Raw genomic sequence first — 22591 nt, forward strand, 5'->3', positions numbered from 1 at the left:
CCCGGTCAGGCGTGGAACCGGACCTCCGGGTCGGCGGCGGTCGGCCCGTCGAGTAGTGGCTGGTCGATGCCCTTCAGCTGGAGGTCGAAGAACGCCGCGACGTACCGCCGGGTGAGCTCGACGGCGCGCGATCCGCTGATCGTGGTGCCGGGGTCCTGGGGGACGCCGAGCGCCTGGAGGAAGAGCGGGTAGTCGGTGAAGCTGCCGTGGTCGGTGCCGTCGAAGGTCAGCCAGCGCTTCCAGCCGTCCAGCCGGGGCCAGCTGTCGGTCCAACTGGTGTCCTCGTCGCCGCCGGGCAGCGGGTGGCCGATCATCAGGTACGGCTTGCCGCCGATGCCGGACGCGGGGACCTCGTAGTCCATCGAGCCGTCCAGGTCGACCCCGGCCCGGATCCGGTCGTCGGTCACCAGGGCGGGGACGCTGGCCGCGCCGCCGGCCGAGTGCCCGGCCATGCCGATCCGGTCGCGGTCGATCATGCGGGCGTAGCGCCAGGCCGGATGGGGGCGCCCGGTGAGCTGGTCGATGACGAAGGAGACGTCCTTCGCCCGGCTCTCGTCCAGGCCCTTCCAGTCCTCGGGGGTCTTGAGCCGGTCGCACACCGTGCAGGGCAGGGTCTGCCCGTCCGGGAAGGTGGTCCCGGTGTTCTCGTAGGTGTGGTCGACCAGTGCGACCACGTACCCGCGGCTGCCCAGGTCCTCGGCGAGGCTGGAGAGCGAGGCGCGCGGCATGGTGAAGCCGGGGGAGAGGACGACGAGCGGGTAGTGGCCGCCCTGCGGTCGGGCGTCCGTCCTGGACCAGGTGCGGGTGCCGGTCACCGTCGCGGTCGGGACGGTGTTGCCCGGCACCTTGCCGTCGAGCAGCAGCCGGGCGGCCGCGGCGGTCATGTACGGGGCCGGGCTGCCCGTCCCGGCGTGCGCGGGGTAGTACATCGTGACCATCAGCTGCCGCGGACCGGCGGCGGGGACCCAGGGGTCCGGGCGGTTCCGGTCGACCAGGTGCAGGACCTCCTGCCCGACCGCGTGCGGACCGGTCGGGCGCGGGAGTGCGAGGTGGACGGCGCTCGGAGTATCGGCGGTGGCGGCGGCGCCGGTCGTGCCGGCGGCCGCTGCCACCGGCGCGGCCGGCGCCGGTGCCGCGGCGGCGAGGGACAGGGGCAGCGCGAGCAGCAGGGCTGTCGCGGCGGTGGCACCGCGAAGTCGGCCCGGGTGTCGGCCTGGGTGTCGGCTCACGTGTCGGCTCTTGTGTCGGGTCATGGGCCGACGGTAGGTCGACCGCAAGGGAGTTGACGTCGACTCAGCGGTGTATTGATCCCCTCCGGAGGCGCCGGGTGCGGCCCCTAGGGGGCGAGCGGGATCAGCGGATCGCCTCCAGGACCGTCGCGTTGGCCAGGCCGCCCGCCTCGCACATGGTCTGCAGTGCGAACCGCCCGCCGCTGCGGTGCAGTTCGTGCACCAGCGTGGTCATCAGCCGGGTGCCGCTGGCGCCCAGCGGGTGCCCGAGGGCGATCGCGCCGCCGTTGACGTTGAGCCGGGCCGGGTCGGCGCCCGTCTCCTGCGACCAGGCCAGGACGACGCTCGCGAACGCCTCGTTGACCTCGAACAGGTCGATGTCGGCGAGCGAGAGCCCGGCCCGGCGCAGCACCTTCTCGGTGGCGGGCAGCACACCGGTGAGCATCAGCAGCGGATCCGAGCCGGTGACCGCGAAGGAGTGCAGCCGGGCCAGCGGGCGCAGGCCGAGCCGGGCGGCGGTCTCGCTGCTGGTGATCAGGACGGCGGAGGCGCCGTCGTTGATCGGGCTGCTGTTCCCCGCCGTCACCGACCAGCTGATCTCCGGGAAGCGCTCGGCGTAGGCCGGGTCGGCGAAGGCCGGCCGGAGGCCCGCCAGCACCTCGGGCGTGCTGCCCGGGCGCACCGACTCGTCCATGGACACCGGGCCCTCGGGCGTGGGCACCGTGACCAGCTCATCCGCGAACCGGCCCTCGGCGTGGGCCCGGGCGGCCTTGGCGTGCGAGCCCGCCGCGAACTCGTCCATCGCCTCCCGGGAGATCGACCACTTGGCGGCGATCAGCTCGGCGCTGACGCCCTGCGGAACCAGGCCACCGGGGTAGCGGGCCGCGACCGAGGCGCTGAACGGGTCCGCGCCCGGAGGCACGTTGGACCACATCGGTACCCGGCTCATCGACTCGATCCCGCAGGCCACCACCAGGTCGTAGGCCCCGGCGATCACCCCCTGCGCCGCGAAGTGCACGGCCTGCTGGGAGGAGCCGCACTGCCGGTCGATGGTGGTCGCCGGGACGGAGTCCGGGAACCCCGCGGCCAGCCAGGCGTACCGGGTGGTGTTCATCGCCTGCTCCGCGACCTGGTCGACGCAGCCGCCGATCACGTCGTCGACCAGGGCCGGATCGACGCCGCTGCGCCCGATCAGGGCCTGGAGGGTGTGGGCGAGCAGTTCGACCGGGTGGACGGCCGAGAGTGAGCCGCCCGGCTTGCCCTTGCCGACGGGTGTGCGGACGGCTTCGACGATCACGGCATCGCGCATGGCTGGCCGCCTCTCCTCTACTGGAGTGGATAGGAAAAGCAAACTCACCATAGGTCCGTGAGTTTGGAAATCCAACCCCCTAGTGGACAGTCGTGGCGCTCCGGGACCGCACCTCCTCCAGGAACTCCGCCGCCGCGCGGGCGTTGGGCACCGGCAGGGTGATCGGCAGCCCCGTCGACCGCGTCCGGATCTCCAACTCCCCGAGGCCCGACGCCCGTGCGGAATGCACCTCCGCCCACCGGTGGGCCTCCGTCGCGGCCAGGGGGTGCGGCGACCGGTGGACCAGGCCGACGGCCGTCACCCTCAGCCGTCCGCAGGCGAACCGGACGCTCCCCTCGACCCGCAGGGCCTGGTGCAGGGCGGCCCGGAGGCCGGGGGCGAGGCGCTCGTCCAGCTCCCGGATCAGCCCGTCCAGGCCGTGCAGCCCGGTCAGCACCAGCGGCTCCTCCGCCCCGACGGGCCATATCCGCCCCTGTTCGGGCGCCCCGCGCCGCCTGCCGGGGGCGTACTCGACGGCCTCGATGCCCGCCCACGGCAGCAGCCGCTCCCCGCCGTCCGCCCCGACCAGGGCCAGCCCGCCTTCGTGGACCCGGGCGGACCGGAGCCCGGGCGCGGGCCGCACCGACGCGTACCCGCTCACGGCCAGCACCGCGACGGCGGCCGCCACGGGCGCGGGCCACCACTCGCCGAGCGCCAGGCAGGCCGTCAGGGCGAGGGTGGCGGCCACCGTGTCCAGCCACGTCCGCGCCCGCCACGGAACCGGCCGGAACCCCCGGTGCACCCGGACCACCCGCCCGAGCGGACCGACCGGCCCGCGCCGGGGCTGACCGCTCTCCACGAGCGACCGCGCCCACCCCGGCGACCACACCATCGCCATCTCGGCCTCCTTGCCCTCACCGGCCCCCAACCGGAACTGCGACTGTCGGAACACCAGGATCAATCGCCCGTCACCTCGGCGACCAGTGCCAATCGACACCCTTTGGCCCGAAACAGCCGGAGTGTGTCCGGAGTAGATGTGCCGTTCGGCCCAGGATTGTCACCGGCCATCGTCGAATATCGAACATCAGGGGGCGAACACCGGACGTCGGACCGCAGTCACCGGACGCCGGACATCAGGCATCGGACATCAGGCGGTGGGCCTCAAGCGGTGGGCTCCGAGCAGTGGGCTCCGAGCAGTGGACCTCAAGCGGTGGACTTCGAGCACCGGTCGAGGAACCGAAGCCGTCGCCCCGTCAGCGCCCCGCCGCACCGAGGTCCGTCTGCAGTCTCCGCAGCAGCGCGGTGCCCGCCGGGTCCACCGACCGCCGGCTGTTGGCCAGCACCACCACCCCGACCCGCTGCTCCGGGTCGAAGGCGACGAAGGAGCTGAACCCGCCCGTCCCCCCGTTGTGCCACAGCTGCAGGTGCCGCCCCTGCTGGGCGTGCAGCCGGTGCCCGAGCCAGCCGAGGTGCGCCCAGGCGAAGGGGTTGACCCGGTGCCGGGTGTCCCGGGTGAGCAGGATCGCGGGTGCCAGCGGCGCCTCGGGCTCGTGCTCGGCGGCCAACTGGGCCCGGAGGAGGACGGCGAGGTCGGCCGCGGTGGAGCGGAGCCCGCCCATCCCGGGGAGCGCCGCGAAGTCCCAGGGCGGGACGGGCTGCCCGTTGGCGGCATGGCCGACCGCCTGCCGGGTGCTCTGCCCGGCGTCCGGCCGCAGGCAGGTGTCGGACAGCCCGAGCGGTGCGCAGACCTCGCGCGTCACCAACTCCCCGTATCCGGCGCCGGCCTGGTGGGCGAGGGCCAGCCCGAGCAGCCCGGCGCCGAGGTTGGAGTAGCGGAAGCCGCGCCCGGGAACGGAGCGCAGCCGCGTGCGGGCGAGCCCGGAGAGTATTCGCTCGCTCGTGCAATGGGCGTACGGATCTGGCCTGTTGGGTCGGAGCAGGGCCCGCATCAGCATCCCGCGCGGCAGTCGGGGCAGCCCCGAGGTGTGGGTGGCGAGGTGCCGCAGGGTGATCGCCTCCGCGCCCCGGACCGGGACGGCGGCCGGGGCGGGGAGCAGCTCCGCGAGCGGCTGGTCGAGGTGCACCGTGGTGTCGAGCGCCAGCCGCGCGAGCACGAGCGAGGTGAACACCTTGGTGACGGAGCCGATGTCGAACAGGGTGTCCGCCCCGGGCGCCGCCCCGCCGGGCCCCGTCCGCCCGGCGCCGTGGATCTCGACGGCGTCACCGGCCAGCCCGGCGACCACCACGCCGACGTGCCGGACCGCGAGCCGGTCGGTGGTCTGCTGCACGAGGCGGGCGAGTTCGTTCATGCCTGTGAGCCTAGGCGCCCCCGACCTGCGAAGCCGTCCGCCCGGATAATGATCCCGACCGCACCGGATGCTCCCACGGGTGTACACCGGCCTGCGCCGCCCGGGGAACGGACGGCGGCGCCGGCTGCTCCCCGCGGAGCAGCCGGGCCCTGGGCGCGGAACGGGCGGGCCCGCCACGTGCACGGGCCCGCCGCCGAACCGCCGTCAGCAGCTCAGGTTGTCCCCCGGCACCGTGCCGAGGATCTGGACGAAGCCCTGGTACAGGCTGATCCGGTGCTGCATCTGCGCGGTGTTGTTGCCGTTGCACTCCAGCGTGCCGTTGATGCTGCGGATCGTCTCGCCGAAGCCCCGGCCGTTGACCATCGCGTCGTGCGCGGTCATGGTGCCCGGGCCGTTCTGGGTGTTCCAGTACCAGAGGCCGGTCTTCCAGGCGACCGCCGGGTCGTTCTGCACCAGGTCGGGGTTGTTCAGCAGGTCGATGCCGAGGGCGTCGCCCGCCGCCTTGTAGTTGAAGTTCCAGCTGAGCTGGATCGGCCCGCGCCCGTAGTACGCGGCCTGCCCGGCCGGGCAGCCGTACGGCTGGGAACTGTCGCAGTAGTGGGGGTAGTTGGAGGTGTCCTGCTCGACCACGTAGACCAGTCCGCCGGTCTCGTGGCTGACGTTGGCGAGGAAGGCCGCGGCCTCCTGGAGCCGCACGGTGTCGCTGCCGGTGGTCGCGAAGCCGGGGTAGGCGGCGGTCGCGTCGAGCAGGCCCTGGTAGGTGTAGAAGGAGTTCCGGTTCGGGAACATCTGGTCGAACTGGGCCTGGCTGACCGGGAATCCGCCCGGCACCGAGGTCGGCGTGGACGTCGGGCCGGGGTCGCTGGGCCCGCCGCAGGGGCCCTGGTCGGCCCAGACCCCGGAGCCGCCGGTGCTCGGCGGCTCGTTCTGGGTCCACCACTTGGCGGTCCAGTTGTGGTTGTTGTACGACACGGCGGCGCCGCCGGTGTACACGGCGGTGGCGCTCCACGCGGTGCCGCACGCGGCGGCGTTGGCGGAGGCCGGCAGGAGCACCGCGAGCGCGAGCGCCGTGGCTAGCGCGGAGAACAGCGCGAGCAGGCGTTTGGTCGACACGTCATCACCCCTTGTGCGGTGGGGGCCGCACGTCGTCGGGACAGGGACCCGGCCGGGGCAGGGGAGCCGGGCCCGTGCGGGGGCGCGTCGTGGGGGACGGCCGACCGGGGTGCGGGCCGGTACCGGGTCGACACCGACTCAAGCGGAGTGGTCTATACCTGTCAAGAGGTCGGAGGGAAGTATCCCGACAGCTGCGGACCCGCCCCCGCCCCCGCGCCCCCCGTCACCCCTCCGCGCCCCTTGCCGCGCCCCGCTGCCCCTGGCCGCGCCCCGCCGCCCCTCTCGGCCGTCCTACTGCTCCCCGAGGGCCTCCCGCAGCCGCGCCGCGACCTCCGCCGCCCCCGCCTCGTCCGGGTACTTCCCCCGCGGCCAGAAGAACCCGCGCAACCCGTCCTTCGGGTTCCGCGGCACCACGTGGACGTGCAGGTGCGGCACCGACTGGCTGATCCGGTTGTTCGCCGCCACGAAGCTGCCCGCCGCGCCCAGCCCCCGTTCGACCGCCGCCGCCACCCGTTGCACCCGCAGGAAGAACGGCCCGACCAGCTCGGCCGGCAGGTCCGCCAGCGTCCGGTGGTGGGCGCGCGGCACGACCAGCACATGGCCGGGGAACAGCGGCCGACGGTCCAGGAAGGCCACCGCCGCCTCGTCGTCCAGCACCCGGTGCGCGGGCTCCTCGCCCGCCACGACCGCACAGAACACGCAGTCCATCCGTCCATTCAAACCACCGCCGGGGTTCCCGGCACCCCCGCAAACCCCGGTCCGCCCGACGTCACCCGTCCGGCGGCGGACCGGGTGCGCCCGCCCCCGCGCCGGGCGCACGGTGCTGCCAGGGGGAGGGACGAGGGCGGGGGACGACGGACCGACCCGGCGCATCCCGCGCCGCACGAGGAGGTGGCCCGGATGGCGGGCAAGTTCGAGGTCTACGAGGACGCCGGTGGCAAGTACCGGTTCCGGCTCAAGGCGGGCAACGGCGAGATCGTCGCCAGCGGCCAGGGCTACGGCAGCAAGGAGGCCGCCCACAAGGGCGTCGAGGCCGTCCAGCGGGCGGCCGAAGGGGCAGCGGTGGTCGACCTGCCGAAGGCGGCCTGACCGGGGAGCGCCCCCGGGCCCCGCGGTCGGCCCACCCGGACCGGTCGCGGGGCGCACCGGCCGCCCGCACCACGCGCGCCAGCCACCGGCACACCGCGGCTACTCGTACCGGTACTGCAGCGCGTCCCGCTCCGTCTGCTCGATCATCTCGACGGTCAGCGACGCGTCCCGCAGGTGCGACAGCGTGACCTCCGCCGATGTCGGCTGGGCGTCCACGGGCAGCCAGTTCTCCGGCTTCCACGCCGAGCCGCGCAGGAACGACTTCGGGCAGTGCGCGTACACCTCCTCCACGGCCACCACGATCGCGCTGCGCGGCGGCTTGCCGACGGCGGTCAGCTGCCGCAGCAGCTCGGGGTCGGTGGAGACGCAGGCCCGCCCGTTGACCCGCAGCGTGGAGTCCCGGCCCGGGACGACGAACAGCAGCCCGACCCGGCCGTTCGCCAGGATGTTGTGCAGGGTGTCCAACCGCTTGTTGCCGGTGGCGTCCGGAATGGCCAGCGTGTACTCGTCGAGCACCGAGACCAGCCCGGCCGGCCCGCCGCGCGGTGACACGTCGCAGCGGCCGTCGGCGTCCGAACTGGCCACGAACACCAGCGAGGAGCAGGCGATGAGCCGCTGGGCCACGTCGTGCAGGCGGTCCACCTGCTTGCGGCGCGCGTGGTCGCCCGGCTGCTCGTAGACCTCGCGCAGCTGGGCGGGGTCGGTGAGGGCGCCCGCACCGAGGGCGTCGAAGAGGGGGTTCGGCAGGCCCGGAACGGTGGTTGACGGAGCGGGGGTTTCCGGTACGAGGGTCATACCGGCAACTTAGCCGAGACCGGTTTCCGGCCCTTCCGCCGCGATGCCGGGGGGCCGGGCGCGCCCCCGCCGCGGACCGTGCTCCGGAACCGGGCGCCCCCACCCGCCCCGGTTTCCTCAACTCTCCGTGAAAGAGTCGGACCACCCATCCCCACCAGCGGTTTTCCGCTGATAATGGGGCCAGGGACTCCCGTCAGCCGGAGGTGGTGGCCGTGATCGTCAGAATCTGGGCCGGGCAGGTCACGGCCGATCGCATCGAGGAGTTCTGCGCGCACCTGGTCGGCCAGGTGATCCCGCAGCTGGGGCGGACGGACGGCTGTCTGGGCGGGGAGCTGTTGCGCTCCGTGAGCGAGGGCGGGCACCGGGTGCTCGTGGTGAGCCGCTGGCGCGACGAGGAGGCCCTGCGCGGGTACGCGGGGCCGATGTGGCGGATCAGGCCGGTCTGGTCGGAGGGGGAGCTGCACTACCTCATGCACCCCCCGGAGGTCACCCACTTCATGCCGGTCGCCGCGCCCGCCGCACTCTGAGCGGAGCCGGAGCCGGAGCCGGAACCGGAACCAGGGCCCGAGCCGGACCGGAACCGGTGCCGGTGCCGGTGCCGGCGCCGGAACCCGGACCCGGACCCCAATCGGGGCCGCCGACCGCCGGTCGACACGGAACCGCCTACGCCGCACGCACCCCGCCGCACATTCCCCGCAAGGCCGTGAAACAGGCCACAACGGAATACTCTCCCTGGGCTTGCGCCCCCCGTGGCACAATGACGTCATCAGCAGTGACGTTCAGCGCACTCCGGGGTCGGTGAAAATCCGAACCGGCGGTTACAGTCCGCGACCCGTCCGCAGCCAGCGGCCGGTTGACCAGGTGAAATTCCTGGACCGACGGTTAAAGTCCGGATGGGAGGCGTGCGCGGGCGGACGAAGAGCAGTACCCGTGGTCCCTCACGAACCGGAGCGGGCCACGGTCAGGTGAACAGCGGGAGCAGTGTCTCCCGGGCCGGGCGAGCGATCTCCCGGCGGCTCCGGCACCCCGGCGACGGGTCCTGCCGTCGGCCCTGCGCACCGCTGCCCGTCCGTGTCATCTCCCTCTGCCGCCCCGGAGTCCGCGCCCCAAGCGCGAGGAGACCCGGGTGTTCACCGGCATCATCGAAGAGCTCGGCGAGGTCGTGTCGATCCAGGAGATCGGCGACTCCTCGCGCATCCGCCTGCGCGGCCCGGTGGTTCGGGCCGGCGCGCGGCACGGGGACTCCATCGCGGTCAACGGCGTCTGTCTGACCGTCGTCGACAGCTCCGAGCAACTGGCCGTCGAGAACGGCGAGTTCAGTGCCGATGTGATGGCCGAGACGCTGCACCGGTCCAGTCTGGGCGAGCTGAAGCCCGGCTCCCGGGTCAACCTGGAGCGCGCGATGGCGCTCGGCGCCCGGCTCGGCGGTCACCTGGTCCAGGGCCATGTCGACGCCGCCGGACGGCTGTTGAGCCGCGAGCCCGGCGAGCGCGACGCGGACGGGAACCTGCGCTGGGAGGTGCTGCGCTTCTCGCTGCCCGGGTCCATCTCCCGCTACCTGGTGGAGAAGGGCTCGATCACGGTCGACGGCGTCAGCCTGACCGTGGTGGAGGCCGCCCGCGACAGCTTCACCGTCAGCCTCATCCCGGCCACCCTCGCGCTGACCACGCTCGGCGCCAAGGCCGTCGGCGAGAGCGTCAACCTGGAGGTGGACGTGCTCGCCAAGTACGTGGAGCGGCTGCTCGAATCGCGCACGCTGCCCAACCTGCCCAACCTGCCGCACGTGCCGGACCGGGCCGTCGGCGACACCACGGGGGAGAACGAATGAGCTGGCTCAGCGGAGAGGCGTTCACCGTCCTCGGTGAACACGTGAGATGGGCCGACATGATCGGCAACCTGCTCGGCCTGGGCGGTCTGGCGCTCGGCTGGCGCCGCTCGGTGTGGAGCTGGCCGGTCCAACTCCTGTCCGGTGCCGTGCTGATCGCCGCCTACCTCGGGGGCCACGTCCCCGGTCTGATCGGCAAGCAGCTGATCGTCATCGCCACCGCCGTGTGGGGCTGGCGGCAGTGGCAGCGCGGCCGCCGGGACACCGGTGCCATCGCGGTGCGGTTCGCCGCCTGGCCCGAGCGCGCGGCCCTGCTGGTCGGCACCCTGGTCGGCACGGTCGTCCTGGCCGAGGTGTTCGAGACCTTCCACGGCCTGTCCTGGAGCCCCTGGTCGGACGCCTACATCTTCGTCGGCACGCTCGCCGCGATGGTCGCCCAGGCGCGCGGCTGGCTGGAGTTCTGGTTCGCCTGGATCGCGGTCGACGCGGTCGGCGTCCCGCTCGCCTTCAACAGCGGCTACACCTTCTCCGGCCTCACCTACTCCGTCTACTTCGTCCTGGTGCTGCTCGGCCTGCGCTCCTGGTGGCTGAGCAGCCGTGAGCCGCGCGCCACGTCCGCCAACGTCCCGCAGGGAGTCACGGCATGACCGAGAACCAGTCCGCCGGCCGGACCGAGAGCCGGAGCACCAACGAAGGCCCCGGCACCGACCCCGAGCTCGTCCTCGACCCCGTCGAGCGGGCGATCGCCGACATCGCGCTCGGCCGCCCGGTGATCGTGGTCGACGACGAGGACCGCGAGAACGAGGGCGACATCGTCTTCGCCGCCTCCGCCGCCACCCCGGAGCTGATGGCCTTCACCATCCGCTACAGCTCCGGCGTGATCTGCGCCCCGATGACCGGTGCGGAGCTGGACCGCCTCAAGCTCCCGCCGATGACCCAGGTCAACGAGGACCGCAAGGGCACCGCGTACACCGTCTCGGTGGACGCCCGCGAGGGGGTGGACACCGGCATCTCCGCCGCCGACCGCGCCCGCACCGTACGGCTGCTGTCCTCGCCCGGCACCGAGCCCGGCGACCTCACCCGCCCCGGGCACGTCTTCCCGCTGCGGGCGGTCGAGGGCGGCGTGCTGGTCCGCCCCGGGCACACCGAGGCGGCCGTCGACCTGGCCCGGCTCGCCGGGCTGGCACCGGCCGGGGCGATCGCCGAGGTGGTCAACGACGACGGCACCATGGCCCGGCTGCCCGAGCTGGTCGCCTTCGCCCGCGAGCACGGCCTGGCGATCATCTCCATCGAGGACCTGATCGCCTACCGCCGCCGCACCGAACTGCACGTCGACCGGGCCGCGGTGACCGCCCTGCCCACCGTGCACGGCGAGTTCACCGCCGTGGGCTACCAGGGCACCATCGACGGCGTCGAGCACATCGCGCTGGTGGCCGGCGGCCTCGGCGCGGACGGACGGCTGGCGGACGGCGAGGACGTGCTGGTCCGGGTCCACTCCGAGTGCCTGACCGGCGACGTCCTCGGCTCGCTGCGCTGCGACTGCGGCCCGCAGCTGGAGGCCTCGTTGGCGCGGGTCGCCGGGGCCGGCCGGGGCGTGGTGCTCTACCTGCGCGGCCACGAGGGCCGGGGGATCGGCCTGGCCCACAAGCTGCGCGCCTACGCGCTGCAGGAGCAGGGCCGCGACACCGTCGACGCCAACCTGGACCTCGGGCTGCCCGCCGACGCCCGCGACTACAGCATCGCGGCGCAGATGCTGGTGGACCTCGGCGTCCGCTCGCTCACCCTGCTGACCAACAACCCGCAGAAGCTGACCGCGCTCACCGAGCACGGCCTCAAGGTCAAGGGGCGCGAGGCGGTCGAGATCGCGCCGGGTGAGCACAACCTGCGCTACCTGCGCACCAAGCGCGACCGGATGGGCCACGACCTGCCCGGCCTCGGCTCCTGAACCACCCACCACCAAGGAACGGAACACCGACATGAGCGGCCACGGAGCCCCCCAGCTGACCATCGACGGCGCCGCCGACCTCAAGGTCGCGGTCGTCGCCGCCCAGTGGCACGACCAGGTGATGAACGGCCTGCTGGACGGCGCCCACCGGGCGCTGAAGGAACTGGGCATCGCCGAGCCGACCGTCCTGCGGGTCCCCGGCACCTTCGAGCTGCCGGTCGCCGCCAAGCGGCTCGCCGACCGCGGCTACGACGCCGTGGTCGCCCTCGGCGTGGTCGTCCGCGGCGGTACCCCGCACTTCGACTACGTCTGCCAGGCGGCCACCGTCGGCCTCACCCAGGTCAGCGTGGACACCGGCATCCCGATCGGCTTCGGCGTGCTGACCTGCGACAACGAGGAGCAGGCGATCGACCGGGCCGGCCTGCCGGGCTCCGCCGAGGACAAGGGCCACGAGGCCGTCACCGCCGCCGTCGCCACCGCGGTGACGCTGCGCGACGCCCGCTGACGGGAACCCGTACGGTCCCGGCCCCGTGCCGGTCCACCCGACCGTCCACGGTCCGGGACCGTTTACCGTCCGTCCGTCCGCACGCCGTATGGTGAGTCCCATCATGGCTTCGAAGACATTCGAGGAGCTCTTCGCCGAGCTCCAGCAGAAGGCCGCCACCGGCGACCCCTCGTCCTCCCGTACCGCGCAGCTCGTCCAGCAGGGCGTCCATGCGATCGGCAAGAAGGTCGTCGAGGAGGCCGCCGAGGTCTGGATGGCCGCCGAGTTCCAGTCGGACGAGCAGACGGCGGAGGAGATCTCCCAGCTCCTCTACCACGTTCAGGTGATGATGATCGCCCGTGGACTGACGCTCGACGACGTCTACGCGTACCTCTAGAAGTCCCGTCCCTCCAGAAGACCCGCACCCCTAGAGAACCCGCACCTCCGGAACACCCGGGACGATCCGGAACGCCCGGACGGCCCGGAACACCCGCTCCGCCGGGCACCACCCCTTCCAACAGGTCCAACAGGTAAGGAAGCAACCTCCCATGCTGCGTATCGCCGTCCCCAACAAGGGTTCGCTCTCGGGTCCCGCGGCGGAGATGCTCCATGAGGCCGGCTACCGCCAGCGCAAGGACCCCAAGGAGCTCGTGCTCGTCGACCCGAACAACGAGGTCGAGTTCTTCTTCCTCCGCCCGCGCGACATCGCCGTCTACGTCGGCTCCGGCCGCCTGGACGTCGGCATCACCGGCCGCGACCTGCTGCTGGACTCGCACTCCAACGCGGAGGAGGTGCTCGCCCTCGGCTTCGCCGGGTCGACCTTCCGCTTCGCCCGCCCCGAGGGCCTGGACGTCAAGGACGTGCAGGGCCTGGAGGGGCTGCGGATCGCGACCTCCTACACCGGTCTGGTCGAGCAGCACCTGGCCGACCACGGGGTGACGGCGACGGTCACCAAGCTGGACGGCGCGGTGGAGACCGCGGTGCAGCTGGGCGTCGCCGACGTGATCGCCGACGTGGTGGAGACCGGCACCAGCCTGCGCAACGCCGGCCTGGAGGTCTTCGGCGAGCCGATCCTGATCTCGGACTCCGTGGTGATCCGCCCCAAGGGCGCGGGCGAGGACACCCGGGTGGAGCAGTTCCTGCGCCGCCTCCAGGGTGTGCTGGTGGCCCGCCGCTACGTGCTGATGGACTACGACATCCGCGCCGAGAAGGTCGGCGCCGCGGTGGCGCTCACCCCCGGCCTGGAGTCGCCGACCGTCTCCCCGCTGCACACCGAGGGCTGGGTGGCCGTCCGCTCGATGGTGCTCCGCAAGGAGGCCCAGCAGATCATGGACGACCTGTGGGGCATCGGCGCCCGGGCCATCCTGGTCACCAACATCCACGCCTGCCGCCTCTGACCTGGCCGCACGGCCGGGAGTAAAGAACGGTTCAATGGGGCGGGACGCCGACCGGTGTCCCGCCCCCCGTGCTGTCGCAACCCAGAACCACCGGAGACCCCACGTGTCCACGCCGCCCGTCGAGTTCCCCGTCACCTGGGCGCCCCGCCGCACCCGTGTGGTGCTGCTGCCGGTCTGCGCCGTGCTGGTGGTGCTGTTCGTGGTGCTGGCCGTGCTGCTCCCGGAGAACTGGCAGCTCAACGACCGGATCATGATGATCGCCAGCGGCGTGCTGTTCGCCGGCGTGGGCCTGATGCTGGCCCGCCCCCGGGTGCGTGCCGACGCGGAGGGCGTGACGGTGGTCAACTTCGTCCGCAGCCGCCGACTGGCCTGGGCCGAGATCGTCCGGGTCAACTTCCGCCAGGGCGACCCGTGGGCCAGCCTCGACCTCGCCGACGGCACCTCGCTGGCCGTGGTGGGGATCCAGTCCGGCGTCGGGAAGGACCAGGCGATCGCGGACGCCCGCGCGCTGCGCGACCTGGTCGAGCACCACGCCCAGGTCTGAGCCCGGCCCGCGACCGGCGGCCCCGGGCACCGCGACCGGCGGCCCCGGGCACCGCGACCGGCAGCCGCGACGGTCGGTCCCCGGTCCGTGACCGCCGGTCCCCGGACGGCGCTCCCCGGGCCCGGCGGGTCCGAACACCCCTCCTGCTGTCGCGCCGGTATGGTCTACGCTGGTAAAAGCGGGGCAAAACTTCGGCCCCGTCCGAGAACGACCCGAACCGACCCGAACCGACTCGGACCGACCCGGTCCGAGCCGACCTGAGGAGTGACTCTCCCCCTCGATGGACGATCCGTCCGGTAGTACCTGCGCCGCCTCGCTTCCGATCTCCGGAAGGCAGGCGGCACTGTGATCACCGCCTGGCTGCTGTTGCTCGCGGCCCTGCTCCTGATCCTCGCGAACGGTCTCTTCGTGGCCGCCGAGTTCGCCTTCGTGACCGCCGACCGCGGCGAGGTGGAACGTTCCGCCAAGAGCGGCGACGCCAAGTCCGCCCGGGTCTCCCGGGCCCTGCGGCACCTCTCCTTCGAACTCTCCGGCGCCCAGCTGGGCATCACCGTCACCTCGCTGGTGGTCGGCATGCTCGCCGAGCCGGCCCTGTCGACCCTGCTCCAGCCCGTGATGTCGGGCCTCGGGGTGCCGGACTCGGCCGCCCGCGGCGTCGCCGTGGTGGTCGGCATGGTGCTGGCCACCGTCGTCCAGATGGTGATCGGCGAGCTGGTCCCGAAGAACTGGGCGATCTCCCGCCCGCTCCAGGTGGCCCGCGCGGTCGCCGCCCCGCACATGGCCTTCTCCTTCGTCTGCCGCCCGCTGATCAGCTTCCTGAACGGCGCGGCCGACCGGACGGTCCGGGCCTTCGGCATCGAGCCGCAGGAGGAGCTGGAGCACGCCCGCACCCCCGCCGAGCTGGTCTCGCTGGCCCGGCACTCGGCCAAGGCCGGCGCGATAGACGAGGAGTCGGCGACCCTGTTCGTCCGCACCCTCGGCCTCGGCGACCTCACCGCCGAGTCGGTGATGACCCCGCGGATCGACGTCGCCGCGCTCCAGCGCGACGCCACCGCCTCGGACGTCATCAACCTCACCCGGGCCACCGGCCTGTCCCGCTTCCCGGTCTACACCGACACCGTGGACGAGGTCACCGGCATCGTGACGCTCAAGGACGCGCTCGCCGTCCCGGCCGCCCGCCGCGGCCTGGTCCGGGTCGCCGACCTGGCCTCGCCGCCGCTGCTGGTGCCCGAGACGCTGCCCGCCGAGCGGCTGCTCGACCAGCTGCGCCGGCTCCAGCCGATGGCCATCGTGGTGGACGAGTACGGCGGCACCGCCGGCGTCGTCACCGTCGAGGACATCGTCGAGGAGATCGTCGGCGAGGTGCAGGACGAGCACGACCCGGCCGACCACCCCGACCTGCTGGCGCTGCCGGCCGTCGACGGCCTGCCCGCCTGGCAGGCCGACGGCCGGGCCCGGCTGGACCAGCTGGAGGCGATCGGCCTGCACGCCCCGGACGGCCCGTACGAGACGCTGGCCGGCCTGGTCTCCGACCTGCTCGGCAAGCTGCCCGAGGTGGGCGAGCAGGCCGCGCTGCCCGGCTGGCGGTTCACCGTGACCGGCGTCGACCGGCACCGCACCAGCCAGGTCCGGGTGGAGCGCACCAGCGCCCCCGGCCGGTTCGGCGAGAGCGGGGAGGACGTCCGATGACCGTGCTCCAACTCGCCGTCGCCGTGCTGCTCCTGCTCGGCAACGCCTTCTTCGTCGGCGCCGAGTTCGCCGTCGTCTCGGTGCGCCGCAGCCAGATCGAGCCGCTCGCCGAGGCCGGGCACAAGCGCGCCTGCATCGTGCTGCACGCGCTGTCCAACGTCTCCGCGATGCTGGCCGCCGCCCAACTCGGCATCACCGTCTGTTCGTTGGGTCTCGGTGCGCTCGCCGAGCCGACCATCGCCGGACTGCTGGAGGGCCCGTTCCATGCGATCGGCGTCCCGTCCGCGCTGATGCACCCGCTCTCCTACGGGATCTCGCTGGCCCTCGTGGTCTTCCTGCACATGGTCATCGGCGAGATGGTGCCGAAGAACATGGCCATGGCCGGCCCGGAGCGGGCCGCGCTCTGGCTCGGCCCGCCGCTGGACCGGCTGGCCCGCTGGCTCGCCCCGGTGATCAGGCTGTTCAACGCCTGCGCCAACGGGGTGCTGAAGCTGTTCCGGGTCGAGGCCAAGGACGAGGTCGAGTCGGTCTTCACCACCGAGCAGCTGATGTACCTGCTGGTCGACTCCCGGGACGCCGGCCTGCTCGACGAGGACCGCCAGGAGCGCCTGGAGGACGCCCTGGAGATGGGCCGCCGTCCGGTCACCGACGTACTGCTGCGGCCCGAGCAGCTGGTCACCGTCGACCCGAAGGCGACCGCCGCCGAGGTCGAGGAGCTCGCCCTGCGCACCGGCTTCTCGCGCTTCCCGGTCACCGACGGCGACCCGGCCGGCCACGGCTACCTGGGCTACCTCCACCTCAAGGACATCCTCGACGTGGAGGACCCGTCGGCGCCCGTCCCGGCCCGGCTGTGGCGGCCGATCACCGTGCTGCGCGGCAGTCTCCCGCTGGACGACGCCCTCGGCGCGATGCGCCGGGCCACCTGCCACCTGGCCGCCGTGCTGGACCAGGACGGCCGGACCATCGGCGTGGTCATGCTGGAGGACGTGCTGGAGGAGCTGGTCGGCGAGATGCACGACCCGGACCACCGCACGGCCTGACGGACCCCGGACCCCGGTCCACGGACACTGCGTCCGCGGACCGGGGTCCGCGCGTTCACGGACCCCGGTCCACGGCCGGAGATTCTGCCGTGAGCAGGCAGGGGTTCCCCTGCCGGCCACCCGCGGAGCAGGGTGGTCGGCATGAGACTTCTGCTGCTGGGTGGGACGGGGTTCGTCGGGCGCACCGTCGTCGAGGAGTCGCTGGCCAGGGGATGGGAGGTGACGGTCCTCAACCGCGGCAACCGGCCCGCACCCGAGGGCGTGCGGGTGCTGCTCGGGGACCGCACCGCCGAGGACGGCCTCGCGGCGCTCGGCACGGGGGAGTGGGACGCGGTGGTGGACACCTGGTCCTCGGCCCCGGTGGCGGTCCGCGACAGCGCACGGCGGCTGAACGGCCGGATCGGCCACTACGCGTACGTCTCCAGCCGCTCGGTCTACGACCACCCGCTGCGCGCCGGGGCGGACGAGACCGCCCCGGTGGTGCCCTCCGCCCCGGACCTCACCGGCGGGGTCGCCTACCCGGAGGCCAAGCGCGGCGCCGAGCTGGCGCTGGAGGCCGAGTTCGGCGGGCGTGCCCTGCTGGTCCGCGCCGGACTGATCCTCGGCCCGTACGAGGACATCGGCCGGCTGCCCTGGTGGCTGAGCCGGATCGCCCGCGGGGGGCCGGTGCTCGCCCCCGGCCCGCGCGATCTGCCGCTCCAGTACATCGACGGCCGCGACCTCGCGGTCTGGACCCTGGACGCGGTGGCGGCCCGGCTGGGCGGCCCGTACAACGTGGTCGGCCCGGCCGGCCACACCACCATGGGCGGGCTGCTGGAGGCCTGCGTCCGGGCCACCGGCTCGGACGCCGAACTGCGCTGGACCGACCCGGAGCGGATCCTCGCGGCGGGCGTCCAACCGTGGACGGAGCTGCCGGTCTGGCTGGCGCCCGGCGAGCTGTACGACTTCCTGCACGGCGCCTCGGTGGCCCGCGCCGTGGAGGCCGGGCTGCGCTGCCGGCCGGTCGCCGAGACGGTCGAGGACACCTGGGCCTGGCTGCGGTCGATCGGTGGCACCGCCCCGCAGCGCGCCGACCGGCCGGCCGTCGGTTTGGACCCCGAGCGGGAGGCGCGGCTGCTCGCCGACTGACCCGCCGCGCGGTCGGCCCGCCGCACGGCCCGCCCGGCCCCGGCGGCCGACGGTGCGGACTCAGCCCCGGCCGTCGATCAGCTCCCCGTACGCCTGGACCAGGTCCGGCAGCCGCAACGTCGCCAGGTCCTCCCGGCCCGGCGGCTCGCGCAGCAGGGACAGCCGGAGGTCCCGGTAGGCGCAGGACTTCTCGTACAGGGTGCGGATGAACCGGCCGTTGCCCAGCTCGTCAATCCAGCCCTCGCGCACCACGTGGACGCAGATGCTGGCCAGCTCCTCGGCGGCGTCCTCGTCCCAGCCGTCGCCGTCCCGGCCGGCCAGGGCCGCGCCGATCGCGGTCAGCTCGTTCGGCCGGTAGCTCGGGAAGTCGACCCTGGTGGTGAAGCGGGAGTTGAGCCCGGGGTTGGTGGCGAGCAGCCGGTTCATCCCCTCGGGGTAGCCGGCCAGGATGACCACCAGCCGGTCCCGGTTGTCCTCGGCCCGCTTGAGCAGCACCTGGAGCGCCTCGTCGCCGTACGCGTCACCCTTGGTGTAGCCGGAGTTGGACAGGCTGTACGCCTCGTCGATGAACAGCACGCCGTCCAGCGCGGAGTCGATCAGCTCATTCGCCTTGACCGCCGTCTGGCCGAGGAACTCGCCGACCAGGTCGGCTCGTTGGGCCTCCACCAAGTGGTCGCCGGAGAGCAGGCCGAGGGCGTGGAAGACCCGGCCGAGGATCCGGGCCACGGTGGTCTTGCCGGTGCCGGAGGGGCCGGAGAAGACGAAGTGCCGCTTCGGCGGCTGGACCGGCAGCCCCTGTTCGGCCCGCAGCCGGGACATCCTCAACTGGGCCGACAGGGCCCGTACCTGGCGCTTGACCGGCTCCAGGCCGACCATCAGCGAGAGTTCGGCCAGCGCGGCGTCCAACTCCCGCTCGCTGGCCACCGGACGGGGCTCCGGGAGGGCGGCGGTACGGGGCTGGGCCTCGCCGCCCCGCACCGGCAGCGGCAGGGCGGTCGGGCCGGCCGGGGAGCCCGAGCCGGAGCGCTCCCCGGCGGCCTGCGGCGCGCCGTCCGCCGGGGCGGTGTCCGCCTCCGGTCCGGCGAGCGGGCCGTCCACCAGCGTCGCGTCCACCGAGGGGCCGCCGCCGGCCGGGGCGGCGCCGGTGCCGAACTCGGCGTCGTAGAGCGCGCCTTCGACGTACCCCGGGTCGTCCTGGAAACCCGGCCCGGCGCCGTCGAGCCCGACCCCGTCCAGCCCGCCGCCGTCCAGTCCCACGCCGTCCAGTCCGGGGCCGTCGAGCCCCACGCCGTCCAGCCCGCCGCCGTCCAGGCCCACGCCGTCCAGCCCGCCCGAGCGTCCGTCCGCGAGCAGCCCGTCCGCGAGCGCGTCCTCCGCCGAGATCGCCGCCAGTCGGGCCGAGGTGTCCATGAACGCCGGATCGGCCCGGTGCACCGCGCGGTAGAGCGGCAGGGCCGCCGCGCTGCGCCCGGCCCCCTCGTAGGCCCGGGCCAGCCAGTAGCGCAGCTCCTTGCGCTGGGGCTGCTCGGAGCGGCAGCGCGCCAGCGAGGCGGCCAGCGGGGCCTGGGCCTGGGCGCACATGTCCAGCCGGACCCGGGCCATGCCCGCGAACAGTCCGGCCTCGATGCCCAGCAGCGGGTCGTCCAACAGCCGGTCGGTGTCCCGGATCAGCTGCTCCCAGTCCTTCAGCAGGTAGGACCGGCAGGCGTACAGGAACTGCGCGGACGGGTCCTCGCTGGGCGCCGGGCACTGCTCCAACGCCCGGTCCAGCTCGGCCAGGTGGCGGCCGTCCAGCCAGTGCGAGGCGTGCGCCAGCGCGAGGTCACGGGCGTCCTCCAGCACCGGCTGCACCCACCAGCCCAGCCAGTACCAGGAACTGAGCGGACGCCGGTGCAGCCGCCGCTGCTCGCCGAAGCGGTGCTGGTTGCGGTACATGGCCAGCAGCGCCGCCGAGGTGTCGCTGCGCAGCGCGTGCAGGCCGAGCCAGGCGTCGGCCATGCCCGGGTCCAGCCGGACGGCCGCCCGGAACTCCTCCTCGGCCCGGGTGTAGGCACCCGCCGTGTAGGCGTCCATGGCACGCAGCCAGGCCCGGTCGGCGAGCCGGTCCGGGCCCGCCGTGCTGTCGGAACTGTCCACCGTCGTCACTCACGCCCCCCGCGGTGTGGCCCGGGGATCGGCCGGCGGATCGCCTGTGCGCAGCCGGGCCGGTGGTCGTCGAGCCCCCGGGGCGCATATGCGCCTACCGGGAATCGTACCGGCGCGGCGCTGATCCGGAAGGGTGCCGCACAGGGTCAAATGCGATCGTGCGCATGGTGGTTGAGCAGGCGAATGGCCGAAAAACCGCCGCTGGGCGGACGGCCGGAAGGACCGGACGGCGCCCCCGGCTCACGGGGGAACAAGCCGGGGGCGCCGGGTCCGAGGCGGCCGGAACGGTGGGTTCCGGCGGCTGAGGAGAACCTAGATCCTGGTGATGTCGCAGGTCAAGGGCCTGTCGGCGGGCTCACCGACGGTGCCCGGCAGGATCCGTCCGGTCACCCCGTCGACCCGGGTCGCGGCGTACGGGCGGCTCGGGTCGGCGGCGAAGTGCGCGGCCTCCGCGCGGGCCCATCCGGCCCAGAATCCGGCGAGTTCCGGTCCGTCCCGCTGTTCTCCCCGGCGCCGGGCCGCGGCGGCCTCCAGCTCCATCCAGATCACCCGGGCCAGCCACGGCCGCACCTCCCGGCGGCCCGCCCCGACCCCCTCCACCAGCACCACCGGCGCCGACGGCACCCGGACGGTGCCCGCGAACCGGCGCAACGTCCAGTCGTACACCCGGTGTTCGGCGTCCCGGCCGGCCGCCAGCGGCTCCAGCACCTGGGTGCGCAGCCGGTCGGTCCAGCCGAAGAGCTCGTGGTGGGTGGCCAGGTCGTCGAGGTGGACCACCGGAGCCCCGCCGAGCGCCGTCGCCAGCCGCCCGGCGAAGGTGGTCTTGCCGGAGCCCGCGTGCCCGTCCACCGCGACCAGTCGCACCGGCCCGCAGGAGGGCGGCAGTGCGCGCAGCTCCCCGGCCAGCGCGGCCAGCGGGTCGACGCCGCGCTCGCTGCCGCACCCGACGCCGCGCAGGCCGCCGAGCGCGCCGGCGCGGGCGTCCTGCCCGGTCAGCGGGCCGGCGGGAGCGGGCGGACGGGAGGAGGGGGCGGTTCCGGATGCAGCCACAACGTCAACCCTACGGTGCCGTAGCCCACCACTGCGTCCAGTTCATCTGTGCAGGTCGTGACGGCAGCGCGGGTTTCGGGCATACTCGCCTTCGCCACGCCTGTGAACGGCCGTTCACCGCAACCCGGTGCCGGTCGGGCCGACCTGCCACCCCCCGCGCCGACCTCCCGCCACCCCGGGCCGGCGCCCGATCGAGGAGGCGACCCTCGCCATGACCACCTCCCCCGTGAAAGCCGTGGAGCGCCAGCTGCCCAGCGAGGAGGCCCACGAGCTGCTCGGCCTCACCCGTGACCTGGTCCAGCGCGAACTCCAGCCGCGCGCGGCGGAGGACGAGGCCGCCGGCCGCTTCCCCCGGGAGGTCTTCCGCACCCTCGGCGAGGCCGGCCTGCTCTCCCTCCCGTACGACGAGCGGTACGGCGGCGGCTCGCAGCCCTACGAGGTCTACCTCCAGGTCCTGGAGGAGCTCGCGGCCGGCTGGCTGGCCGTCGGTCTCGGCGTGAGCGTGCACACCCTGTCCTGCCACGCGCTGGCCACCTTCGGCAGTGACGAGCAGCGCGACGCGTGGCTGCCCGGCATGCTCTCCGGCGAACAACTCGGTGCCTACTGCCTCTCCGAGCCGCAGTCCGGCTCCGACGCGGCCGCCCTGCGCACCCGCGCCGACCTCGACGGCGCGGAGTACGTGGTCAACGGCACCAAGGCGTGGATCACCCACGGTGGCCGGGCCGACTTCTACAGCGCCATGGTGCGCACGGGGGAGGGCGGCCCCAAGGGCATCAGCTGCCTGCTCGTCCCCGGCACCCAGCAGGGCCTGTCGGCCGCGCCGCCGGAGCACAAGATGGGCATGCGCTCCTCGCCGACCGCCCAGCTGCACTTCGACGGCGCCCGGGTGCCCGCCGAGCGGCTGGTCGGCGAGGAGGGCCAGGGCTTCCAGATCGCGCTCGCCGCACTGGACTCCGGCCGGCTGGGCATCGCCGCCTGCGCGGTCGGCGTCGCCCAGGCCGCGCTCGATCTCGCGGTCGACTACGCCCGCACCCGCCGCCAGTTCGGCCGCCCGATCGCCGAGTTCCAGGGCCTGTCCTTCCTGCTCGCCGACATGGCCACCCAGATCGAGGCCGGCCGCTCGCTCTACCTCGCCGCCGCCCGGCTGAAGGACGCGGGCCGCCCGTTCTCCAAGGAGGCGGCGATGGCCAAGCTGTTCTGCACCGACGCGGCGATGCGGGTGACCACCGACGCCGTCCAGGTGCTCGGCGGCTACGGCTACACCCAGGACTTCCCGGCCGAGCGCTACATGCGCGAGGCGAAGGTGCTGCAGATCGTCGAGGGCACCAACCAGATCCAGCGACTGGTGATCGGCCGCCACCTCACCAAGGGCTGAGGCCGGCCCCGACCAAGGGTCGGCCCCGCCCCGACCAAGGGCCGGACCCGTCCCGACCGAGGGCCGCGAGCCCTCCCGAAAACGGCCCCCGGCCGCCGCTCCAGGGTGCGGAGCGACGGCCGGGGGCGATGTCATGTGGCCTGACG

At 73.8% G+C, this 22591-nt stretch carries 22 protein-coding genes and 1 riboswitch; of the genes, 13 read left to right on the top strand and 9 right to left on the bottom strand.

What is annotated here, in order from left to right; all coding sequences use genetic code 11:
• Window positions 1-5: 5 nt before the first annotated feature.
• The 6 genes from AB0O91_RS14365 to AB0O91_RS14390 all read right to left on the bottom strand — a co-directional run bounded on the left by AB0O91_RS14365 (window position 6) and on the right by AB0O91_RS14390 (window position 6647).
• Window positions 6-1253, bottom strand: a complete 1248-nt coding sequence (locus AB0O91_RS14365; protein WP_363431883.1) for an alpha/beta hydrolase — start codon at window positions 1251-1253, stop codon at window positions 6-8.
• A gap of 100 nt (window positions 1254-1353) precedes the next feature.
• Window positions 1354-2538: a thiolase family protein gene (locus tag AB0O91_RS14370; RefSeq protein ID WP_363431886.1), complete on the bottom strand. Its 1185-nt coding sequence runs from the start codon at window positions 2536-2538 to the stop codon at window positions 1354-1356.
• A gap of 79 nt (window positions 2539-2617) precedes the next feature.
• Entirely contained in the window at window positions 2618-3478 is an 861-nt protein-coding gene (locus AB0O91_RS14375; RefSeq protein ID WP_363431888.1) for a hypothetical protein, read from the bottom strand.
• A gap of 292 nt (window positions 3479-3770) precedes the next feature.
• Entirely contained in the window at window positions 3771-4826 is a 1056-nt protein-coding gene (locus AB0O91_RS14380; protein WP_363431891.1) for a serine hydrolase domain-containing protein, read from the bottom strand.
• Between the two features lie 204 nt (window positions 4827-5030).
• On the bottom strand, window positions 5031-5939 hold the full coding sequence (locus tag AB0O91_RS14385; RefSeq protein ID WP_363431894.1) for a glycoside hydrolase family 19 protein: 909 nt from the start codon (window positions 5937-5939) through the stop codon (window positions 5031-5033).
• A 291-nt stretch (window positions 5940-6230) separates the two neighbouring features.
• Complete coding sequence (locus tag AB0O91_RS14390; RefSeq protein WP_363431896.1) at window positions 6231-6647, bottom strand: HIT family protein; 417 nt, start codon at window positions 6645-6647, stop codon at window positions 6231-6233.
• 192 nt (window positions 6648-6839) lie between these two features.
• Between AB0O91_RS14390 and AB0O91_RS14395 the strand changes: the two genes are divergently transcribed.
• Window positions 6840-7028 (top strand): DUF1508 domain-containing protein, encoded by a 189-nt coding sequence (locus AB0O91_RS14395; protein WP_350517509.1) that lies wholly within the window; start codon window positions 6840-6842, stop codon window positions 7026-7028.
• A gap of 99 nt (window positions 7029-7127) precedes the next feature.
• Here AB0O91_RS14395 and AB0O91_RS14400 read toward each other — a convergent pair whose 3' ends face one another.
• Entirely contained in the window at window positions 7128-7823 is a 696-nt protein-coding gene (locus AB0O91_RS14400; RefSeq protein ID WP_363431899.1) for an MSMEG_1061 family FMN-dependent PPOX-type flavoprotein, read from the bottom strand.
• A 212-nt stretch (window positions 7824-8035) separates the two neighbouring features.
• On the opposite strand from AB0O91_RS14400, the gene AB0O91_RS14405 reads away from it, so the two are divergent.
• The 11 genes from AB0O91_RS14405 (at window position 8036) to AB0O91_RS14455 (ending at window position 17875) form a co-directional block, all read left to right on the top strand.
• Window positions 8036-8350 (top strand): antibiotic biosynthesis monooxygenase family protein, encoded by a 315-nt coding sequence (locus AB0O91_RS14405; protein WP_363431901.1) that lies wholly within the window; start codon window positions 8036-8038, stop codon window positions 8348-8350.
• Between the two features lie 254 nt (window positions 8351-8604).
• A riboswitch (FMN riboswitch) is annotated at window positions 8605-8732 on the top strand.
• Window positions 8733-8949: 217 nt separating this feature from the next.
• On the top strand, window positions 8950-9651 hold the full coding sequence (locus AB0O91_RS14410) for a riboflavin synthase (RefSeq protein ID WP_363431904.1): 702 nt from the start codon (window positions 8950-8952) through the stop codon (window positions 9649-9651).
• Window positions 9648-10295 (top strand): nicotinamide mononucleotide transporter family protein, encoded by a 648-nt coding sequence (locus AB0O91_RS14415; RefSeq protein WP_363431907.1) that lies wholly within the window; start codon window positions 9648-9650, stop codon window positions 10293-10295. Before AB0O91_RS14410 ends, AB0O91_RS14415 begins: the two co-directional genes overlap by 4 nt.
• Window positions 10292-11593 (top strand): bifunctional 3,4-dihydroxy-2-butanone-4-phosphate synthase/GTP cyclohydrolase II, encoded by a 1302-nt coding sequence (locus AB0O91_RS14420; RefSeq protein WP_363431910.1) that lies wholly within the window; start codon window positions 10292-10294, stop codon window positions 11591-11593. The genes AB0O91_RS14415 and AB0O91_RS14420 overlap by 4 nt, the downstream gene beginning before the upstream one ends.
• 31 nt (window positions 11594-11624) lie before the next feature.
• Complete coding sequence (ribH, locus tag AB0O91_RS14425) at window positions 11625-12098, top strand: 6,7-dimethyl-8-ribityllumazine synthase (RefSeq protein WP_363431913.1); 474 nt, start codon at window positions 11625-11627, stop codon at window positions 12096-12098.
• Between the two features lie 103 nt (window positions 12099-12201).
• The gene (locus AB0O91_RS14430; RefSeq protein ID WP_363431915.1) at window positions 12202-12474 is read left to right on the top strand and encodes a phosphoribosyl-ATP diphosphatase; all 273 of its coding nucleotides are present in this window, start codon (window positions 12202-12204) and stop codon (window positions 12472-12474) included.
• A 151-nt stretch (window positions 12475-12625) separates the two neighbouring features.
• Window positions 12626-13474, top strand: a complete 849-nt coding sequence (hisG, locus tag AB0O91_RS14435) for an ATP phosphoribosyltransferase (protein ID WP_363431917.1) — start codon at window positions 12626-12628, stop codon at window positions 13472-13474.
• A gap of 103 nt (window positions 13475-13577) precedes the next feature.
• Window positions 13578-14018, top strand: coding sequence for a PH domain-containing protein (locus AB0O91_RS14440; RefSeq protein WP_363431919.1), 441 nt, complete (start codon window positions 13578-13580; stop codon window positions 14016-14018).
• Window positions 14019-14363: 345 nt separating this feature from the next.
• Window positions 14364-15707 (top strand): hemolysin family protein, encoded by a 1344-nt coding sequence (locus tag AB0O91_RS14445; protein WP_363431922.1) that lies wholly within the window; start codon window positions 14364-14366, stop codon window positions 15705-15707.
• Complete coding sequence (locus AB0O91_RS14450) at window positions 15704-16747, top strand: hemolysin family protein (RefSeq protein ID WP_363431924.1); 1044 nt, start codon at window positions 15704-15706, stop codon at window positions 16745-16747. The genes AB0O91_RS14445 and AB0O91_RS14450 overlap by 4 nt, the downstream gene beginning before the upstream one ends.
• Before the next feature lie 141 nt (window positions 16748-16888).
• Window positions 16889-17875, top strand: a complete 987-nt coding sequence (locus AB0O91_RS14455) for an NAD-dependent epimerase/dehydratase family protein (RefSeq protein ID WP_363431926.1) — start codon at window positions 16889-16891, stop codon at window positions 17873-17875.
• Window positions 17876-17935: 60 nt separating this feature from the next.
• Here AB0O91_RS14455 and AB0O91_RS14460 read toward each other — a convergent pair whose 3' ends face one another.
• A complete protein-coding gene (locus AB0O91_RS14460; protein WP_363431995.1) occupies window positions 17936-19948 on the bottom strand; it encodes an AAA family ATPase in 2013 nt (670 codons plus the stop codon).
• Window positions 19949-20332: 384 nt separating this feature from the next.
• Entirely contained in the window at window positions 20333-20977 is a 645-nt protein-coding gene (locus tag AB0O91_RS14465) for a hypothetical protein (protein WP_363431998.1), read from the bottom strand.
• Between the two features lie 304 nt (window positions 20978-21281).
• Here AB0O91_RS14465 and AB0O91_RS14470 point away from each other — a divergent pair, with 304 nt between their 5' ends.
• Complete coding sequence (locus tag AB0O91_RS14470; RefSeq protein ID WP_363431929.1) at window positions 21282-22445, top strand: acyl-CoA dehydrogenase family protein; 1164 nt, start codon at window positions 21282-21284, stop codon at window positions 22443-22445.
• Window positions 22446-22591 lie beyond the last annotated feature (146 nt).

This window comes from Kitasatospora sp. NPDC089797 (assembly GCF_040684795.1).
Taxonomy (GTDB): Bacteria; Actinomycetota; Actinomycetes; order Streptomycetales; family Streptomycetaceae; genus Kitasatospora.

Coding starts and splice junctions, on each gene's coding strand:
- AB0O91_RS14460 (WP_363431995.1), bottom strand. CDS start 19,948: ATGGACGCCTACACGGCGGGTGCCTACACCCGGGCCGAGGAGGAGTTC.
- ribH (WP_363431913.1), top strand. CDS start 11,625: ATGAGCGGCCACGGAGCCCCCCAGCTGACCATCGACGGCGCCGCCGAC.
- AB0O91_RS14380 (WP_363431891.1), bottom strand. CDS start 4,826: ATGAACGAACTCGCCCGCCTCGTGCAGCAGACCACCGACCGGCTCGCG.
- AB0O91_RS14370 (WP_363431886.1), bottom strand. CDS start 2,538: ATGCGCGATGCCGTGATCGTCGAAGCCGTCCGCACACCCGTCGGCAAG.
- AB0O91_RS14450 (WP_363431924.1), top strand. CDS start 15,704: ATGACCGTGCTCCAACTCGCCGTCGCCGTGCTGCTCCTGCTCGGCAAC.
- AB0O91_RS14395 (WP_350517509.1), top strand. CDS start 6,840: ATGGCGGGCAAGTTCGAGGTCTACGAGGACGCCGGTGGCAAGTACCGG.
- AB0O91_RS14365 (WP_363431883.1), bottom strand. CDS start 1,253: ATGACCCGACACAAGAGCCGACACGTGAGCCGACACCCAGGCCGACAC.
- AB0O91_RS14415 (WP_363431907.1), top strand. CDS start 9,648: ATGAGCTGGCTCAGCGGAGAGGCGTTCACCGTCCTCGGTGAACACGTG.
- AB0O91_RS14470 (WP_363431929.1), top strand. CDS start 21,282: ATGACCACCTCCCCCGTGAAAGCCGTGGAGCGCCAGCTGCCCAGCGAG.
- AB0O91_RS14430 (WP_363431915.1), top strand. CDS start 12,202: ATGGCTTCGAAGACATTCGAGGAGCTCTTCGCCGAGCTCCAGCAGAAG.
- AB0O91_RS14400 (WP_363431899.1), bottom strand. CDS start 7,823: ATGACCCTCGTACCGGAAACCCCCGCTCCGTCAACCACCGTTCCGGGC.
- AB0O91_RS14455 (WP_363431926.1), top strand. CDS start 16,889: ATGAGACTTCTGCTGCTGGGTGGGACGGGGTTCGTCGGGCGCACCGTC.
- AB0O91_RS14420 (WP_363431910.1), top strand. CDS start 10,292: ATGACCGAGAACCAGTCCGCCGGCCGGACCGAGAGCCGGAGCACCAAC.
- AB0O91_RS14390 (WP_363431896.1), bottom strand. CDS start 6,647: ATGGACTGCGTGTTCTGTGCGGTCGTGGCGGGCGAGGAGCCCGCGCAC.
- hisG (WP_363431917.1), top strand. CDS start 12,626: ATGCTGCGTATCGCCGTCCCCAACAAGGGTTCGCTCTCGGGTCCCGCG.